This window comes from Bradyrhizobium pachyrhizi (assembly GCF_001189245.1).
Classification (GTDB): domain Bacteria; phylum Pseudomonadota; class Alphaproteobacteria; order Rhizobiales; family Xanthobacteraceae; genus Bradyrhizobium; species Bradyrhizobium pachyrhizi.
This window is the reverse complement of record NZ_LFIQ01000119.1, coordinates 474,097-478,819: the sequence shown is the minus strand read 5'-3', so window position 1 is coordinate 478,819 and position 4,723 is coordinate 474,097. Positions and strand designations below refer to the sequence as shown.

General features: G+C 66.4%; 5 protein-coding genes. 1 reads left to right on the top strand and 4 read right to left on the bottom strand.

Annotated features, from left to right (window positions below; genetic code table 11):
- Positions 1–90: 90 nt before the first annotated feature.
- The gene (locus tag AKL29_RS37155) at positions 91–735 is read right to left on the bottom strand and encodes a TetR/AcrR family transcriptional regulator (protein ID WP_050387558.1); all 645 of its coding nucleotides are present in this window, start codon (positions 733–735) and stop codon (positions 91–93) included.
- Positions 736–811: 76 nt separating this feature from the next.
- On the opposite strand from AKL29_RS37155, the gene AKL29_RS37150 reads away from it, so the two are divergent.
- Complete coding sequence (locus AKL29_RS37150; protein WP_050387605.1) at positions 812–1,216, top strand: hypothetical protein; 405 nt, start codon at positions 812–814, stop codon at positions 1,214–1,216.
- Between the two features lie 40 nt (positions 1,217–1,256).
- On the opposite strand, the gene AKL29_RS37145 is transcribed toward AKL29_RS37150, so the two are convergent.
- From AKL29_RS37145 to AKL29_RS37135, 3 genes are all read right to left on the bottom strand, one after another.
- Positions 1,257–2,474, bottom strand: a complete 1,218-nt coding sequence (locus AKL29_RS37145) for an alpha-hydroxy acid oxidase (protein WP_347337004.1) — start codon at positions 2,472–2,474, stop codon at positions 1,257–1,259.
- Positions 2,475–2,518: 44 nt separating this feature from the next.
- A complete protein-coding gene (locus tag AKL29_RS37140; RefSeq protein ID WP_050387557.1) occupies positions 2,519–3,328 on the bottom strand; it encodes an MlaD family protein in 810 nt (269 codons plus the stop codon).
- A gap of 246 nt (positions 3,329–3,574) precedes the next feature.
- Positions 3,575–4,507, bottom strand: coding sequence for a DMT family transporter (locus AKL29_RS37135; protein WP_050387556.1), 933 nt, complete (start codon positions 4,505–4,507; stop codon positions 3,575–3,577).
- Positions 4,508–4,723: the final 216 nt, after the last annotated feature.

The window sequence follows — 4,723 nt, the reverse complement described above, 5'->3', positions numbered from 1 at the left end:
ATTGAATGTTTGGCGCCGCTCCTCCGCCATGTATTCACATTCTCTGAGGAGCGCGCGTCTCGAAGGGTCGACGGCCCGACCGGGGCCGATTCATCCTTCGAGGCTCGCTTCGCCAGTGCCTCGGGATGACGGGCCCAAAAGCGGCGCAAGTGCTGCGTGGCAGGCTGCTTGCACCAGCCGGCAGACCTCATCCTTCGACCGCCCCGCGCTCAGCGATGCGAAGGTCGGATAGCTTGTCAGCGCGAAGATCAGGTCGACCGCGTCGCTGCGCGCCTGCTGTGATGCGCTCTTGCCCGCGATGCGGTCGATCAATCCGGTGACGCCGCGGCGGCGGCGCTCGTTGCGCTCGCGCACGGCCTCGGCGAATTCGGGATCGGTCGCCATCGCGTCGTGCAGCCGGCCGACCGCGGAATCCCGGCTCCAGAATCCGCAGAAGATCTCGACCATCCGGTCGAGCGCGGCGCGCGGATCGGCCATCGTCATGGCGTCGGCGAGCTGGTGCAGCCCGCCATGGCGCGCGATCTCGTCGAACACCGCCTCGAGCAGCCCGCGCCGCGAGCCGAACTGGTTGTAGACGGTCAGCCGGGTCACGCCGGCCGCCTTCGCCACCGTATCCAGCGAGAAGCGCGCGATGCTCTCGTCGCGCAATGTGCGCGAGGCGGCCTCGATCACGCGCTCGCGGGTTTCGGCGGCGGCGGCGCTGCGCGCCGGGCTCACATAGCTGCGCGGCGGCATCGGTTTGCCTTGCTTTCGTCAGATTGACTATACATTATGTATATCGAATTTTCCAATGCCCATCCGGAGCGACATCATGCAGACCGCCCTCATCATAGCGTTGTCCCTTCACGTCCTGTCATCGGTGTTTTGGGCCGGCTCGAGCTTCACCCTGGCGCGCACCGGCGGCCTCGGCGGTGAAAAGCTGTTGTTTCCGCAAATCGGCGCCGCGACGGTCGCGATCGTGACCGGCGCCACGCTCTGGCGCCTGGTCCATGAAGGCTCGTTCGGGTTGTCGGAGCAGATTCTGGCCGGTGGCGCGATCGCGGCGCTGGCCGCGATTGCCGTGCAGATCATCGTCGGCGGCGGCGCGGTCCGGCAGCTGCGCAGCAGCGCGGACGATACCTCAGCCGCACGCTCGCGGCTGGCGGTTGCCCAGCGCATCGCTGCCGGGCTGCTCGCGGTCACCGCGCTCTGCATGGGCGCGGCGCGCTATGCGTGAGCCTGGAGCCTTTCCCGTTCCGATAGAATCGCAAAACGCTCTAGAATTTCCGCACCAGGTCTGGCCTGATCTCCTTCAGGCTGCGGATGCCGAGCAGCGCGAGATCGCGGTCGATCTCGGCATGCAGGAGCGAGATCGCGCGCGCCACGCCGGCCTCGCCGGCGACCACGGCGGCATAGAGGAACGGACGGCCGACCCAGACGAAGTCCGCACCGAGCGCCAGCGCCTTGATCACGTCGGTGCCGCGGCGGATGCCGCCATCGACCATCACGGTCATGTTGCCCTTCTGCGCCGCGATCTCCGGCAGCGTGCGCAAGCCGGAGACGGTGTAGTCGAGCTGGCGGCCGCCATGGTTGGAGACCATGACGCCGTCGCAGCCATGCTCGCGCGCCAGCCGGGCGTCTTCCGGCGCGATCAGCCCCTTGACCACGAGCTTGCCGCGCCAGCGCTTGCGGATCAGCTCGACATGCTTCCAGGCCAGCTGGTCGCGGCTGCCGATGTTGCGCATCAAATTCTTGGACAGCACCGGCGGGCCCTGCTTGGCGTCCATGTTCTCGAAATGCGGCATGCCGTGATTGAACACGGTGCGCGCCCAGGTGTTCAGCAGCCAGTCGGGATGGGTGATGGTGTCCCAGAACACCCGCGGCGTGATCTCGAGCGGCACCTGGAAGCCGTTGCGGATATTGTTCTCGCGGTTGGGCGGCACCGGCACGTCGGCGGTGACGACGAAGGTGTCGTAGCCGGCGGCGGCGACGCGGTCGACCAGCGGCTCGATCCGCTCGGGAAGGCCGGCGAGATAGGCCTGGTACCAGGCCGAAGGATTGGCGGCGCGAACGTCCTCCAGCGTGATCAGCGAGGAGGCCGACAGGATCATCGGGATGTTGGCGGCGACCGCGGCCCGCGTCAGCACGATGTCGCCGCGATAGGCGCACAGCGCGGACGAGCCCATCGGCGGAATGCCGAACGGCGAGGCGTAGCTCTTGCCGAACAGCGTCGTGGTCTGGTCGCGGCCCGAGACGTCCTGCAGCACCCGCGGCACGAAGCCGTATTCCTCGAACGCCCGGCGATTGTCGCTGCGCGCCGCGTCGGTCTCGGCGCCGCCGGAGATGTAGCCGTAGAGGAATTTCGGCAGCAGTCGCCGCGCCTGCGGCTCGAAATCGTCGAGCGTGAGATAGCGCCGCAGATGCCGCGGTACTGCGGGTGCTGCGCGGTTGACGGTTGCGGGAGGCGGAGAGGGGGCTGCGGTCCGGTCGTGCACGTTGAGCGTTTCCGTTGTTCTTGGTTCTTGGTCGGAAGGCAAGACTAGCGCCTGCCGGCGGGCCCGACAAATTTCTCGTTGAACTTGTTGACGGACTGGCTAACGTCGCTGAGCGTCCTGCGGGTCTCGGCGATCATGGCGCCGGATTTCTTGTCGAAGCTCTGGATCAGCTCGCGCAGCGAGATCACGGTCGGCAGCAGTTCGCCGCCATATTTGTCGCTGCCGAAGTTTTTCAGGAACTTGTCGGCCGAGTTCATCTTGGCGTCGACCGCGCTGATGCCGTCGTCGGCGGCGTCGATGAAGCCGGCGATCAGCTCGCCATTGCCGGACAGCGAATTGGTGAAGTTCTCGAGCCCGAGCAGCGAGTCCTTGATGTCGGCCTCGTTCTCGCTGATGACGCGGTCGACATTGCGCAGCGCGACCCGCAGCTTCTCCTGGATCCCCATCGTGCCTTCGGCGTCGGCGGTCAGCTCGGGAATGCCGTCGGCGCCGAGCGTCGGCGGCGGCGCATCGTCGGTGCCGCCGGTGAAGGAGATCGAGGCGATCCCGGTCAGGCCCTGGAATTCGAGGCCGGCCTGGGTGTCCTTCTTGATCGGGGCGTTGCCCTCGATCCGCGTCATCGCCACCACGCGGTGCCGGTCGAGCCTGATCGAGACCACCTCGCCGATCCGCACGCCGGCGAAGTTGACGCTGCCGCCGCGGCGCAGGCCCGACGCCGAGCCCTCGAAGATGACGCGGAACGGCACCATCCGCTTGATGCCGGCATAGCGCTGATAGCCCAGCCAGCCGCCGAGCGAGCCGGCGACCAGGGCCAGCGTCAGGGTGCCGATCAAGAGATTGCTGGCGCGCGCCATGCGTAAAACCCGTCTGCGAAGCAGACCTCAAGAGATAGCGGATTTGCCGCCGATAGTCACCGCATCCCCTTCTTCCACCTCGCCCCGCTTGCGGGGAGAGGTCGGATCGCATCGAAGATGCGATCCGGGTGAGGGGGAGTTTCCGCGAATTCATCTCGCTCCGTCTTTGCGGAGCGAGCCCCTCACCCTGACCTTCTCCCCGTAAGAACGGGGAGAGGGAAGGATGGAGACGTGCTCTTCCGACAGTCACGCCGCCGACTGCCGCCGCGACGCCGCGAAGACGCCGGCCAGCACCAGCGCGAAGCCGATGAAATGAAAGGCCTGCGGATGCTCGCCGATGAACACGATCGACATGATGGTGCCGAACACCGGAACCATGTGGAAGAACGGCGCGGCCCGGTTGGCGCCGATCAGCTGCACACCGCGGTTGAAGCACAGATAGGCCAGTGTCGAGGGGAACACCGCGACATAGAACAGCGACAGCAGATTGTTGGTCGTGAGCTGCATCACCGGACGCGCGCCGAGTTCCCAGATGTAGAGCGGGATCAGGACCAGCGCGCCGCAGCCGAAGGTGAAGGCGGCGACCGACAGGCCGTGGATGTTGGGCCGCTTCAGGGTCAGCACCGAATACAGCGCGAAGATCACCAATGCGACGATGAAGATCAGATCGCCCTTGTTGAACTCGATCTTCGACAGCGTCGTGAGATCGCCGTGCAGCAGGATCACCAGCACGCCGGCGAGCGACAGCAGCACGCCGAACAATTGCGCCAGCGTCAGCCGTGCGCCGAGCAGGATCAGCGACCACAACGCGACCACCAGCGGTGCCGCGGATTGCAGCAGCAACGTGTTGAGCGCCTGGGTGTGCTCCAGCGCCCAGTATTGCAGCGTGTTGAAGGCGCTGATGCCGGTGATCGACATCAGCACCATGATGCCGAGATTGTTGCGGATCACCGGCCAGTCGCGAACGAGGTGCTTCCAGGCAAACGGCAGGATGATCAGGAATGCCGCCGACCAGCGCAGGAACGACAGCGTCACCGGCGGAATGTGGCCGGCGGCGAGGCGGCCGACGATCGCATTGCCGGCCCAGCATGTCGCGGTGATGCAGAGCAGCAGATAGGGCTGGTTGGCGATCCAGGAGCCGGCCGCAGGCGTTGATGTGGTGGAATCGGAGGCAGACATAAAGAGGGCCCGGGTTCACGACGCCGCGGCCTGCCCGGCTGGCACCGCCGGGCCGGTATGGATCTCCCCGGCTCGGATCACAGACACGGATTTCGTCATTCCATCAATGGGGATAGACGCATCGCGACCATGCGCGAAGGCCCCTTCACCAAGGCGGCCTGACGGCGCCTGGCCGGGCCAGCCCCGCGCCGGTCGCGCAGGGAATCGAACGCTTGG

What these genes read in the sequence shown, in the direction of transcription:
- AKL29_RS37150 (WP_050387605.1), top strand. Translation starts at nt 812, where the DNA reads ATGCAGACCGCCCTCATCATAGCGTTGTCCCTTCACGTCCTGTCATCG.
- AKL29_RS37140 (WP_050387557.1), bottom strand. Translation starts at nt 3,328, where the DNA reads ATGGCGCGCGCCAGCAATCTCTTGATCGGCACCCTGACGCTGGCCCTG.
- AKL29_RS37135 (WP_050387556.1), bottom strand. Translation starts at nt 4,507, where the DNA reads ATGTCTGCCTCCGATTCCACCACATCAACGCCTGCGGCCGGCTCCTGG.
- AKL29_RS37155 (WP_050387558.1), bottom strand. Translation starts at nt 735, where the DNA reads ATGCCGCCGCGCAGCTATGTGAGCCCGGCGCGCAGCGCCGCCGCCGCC.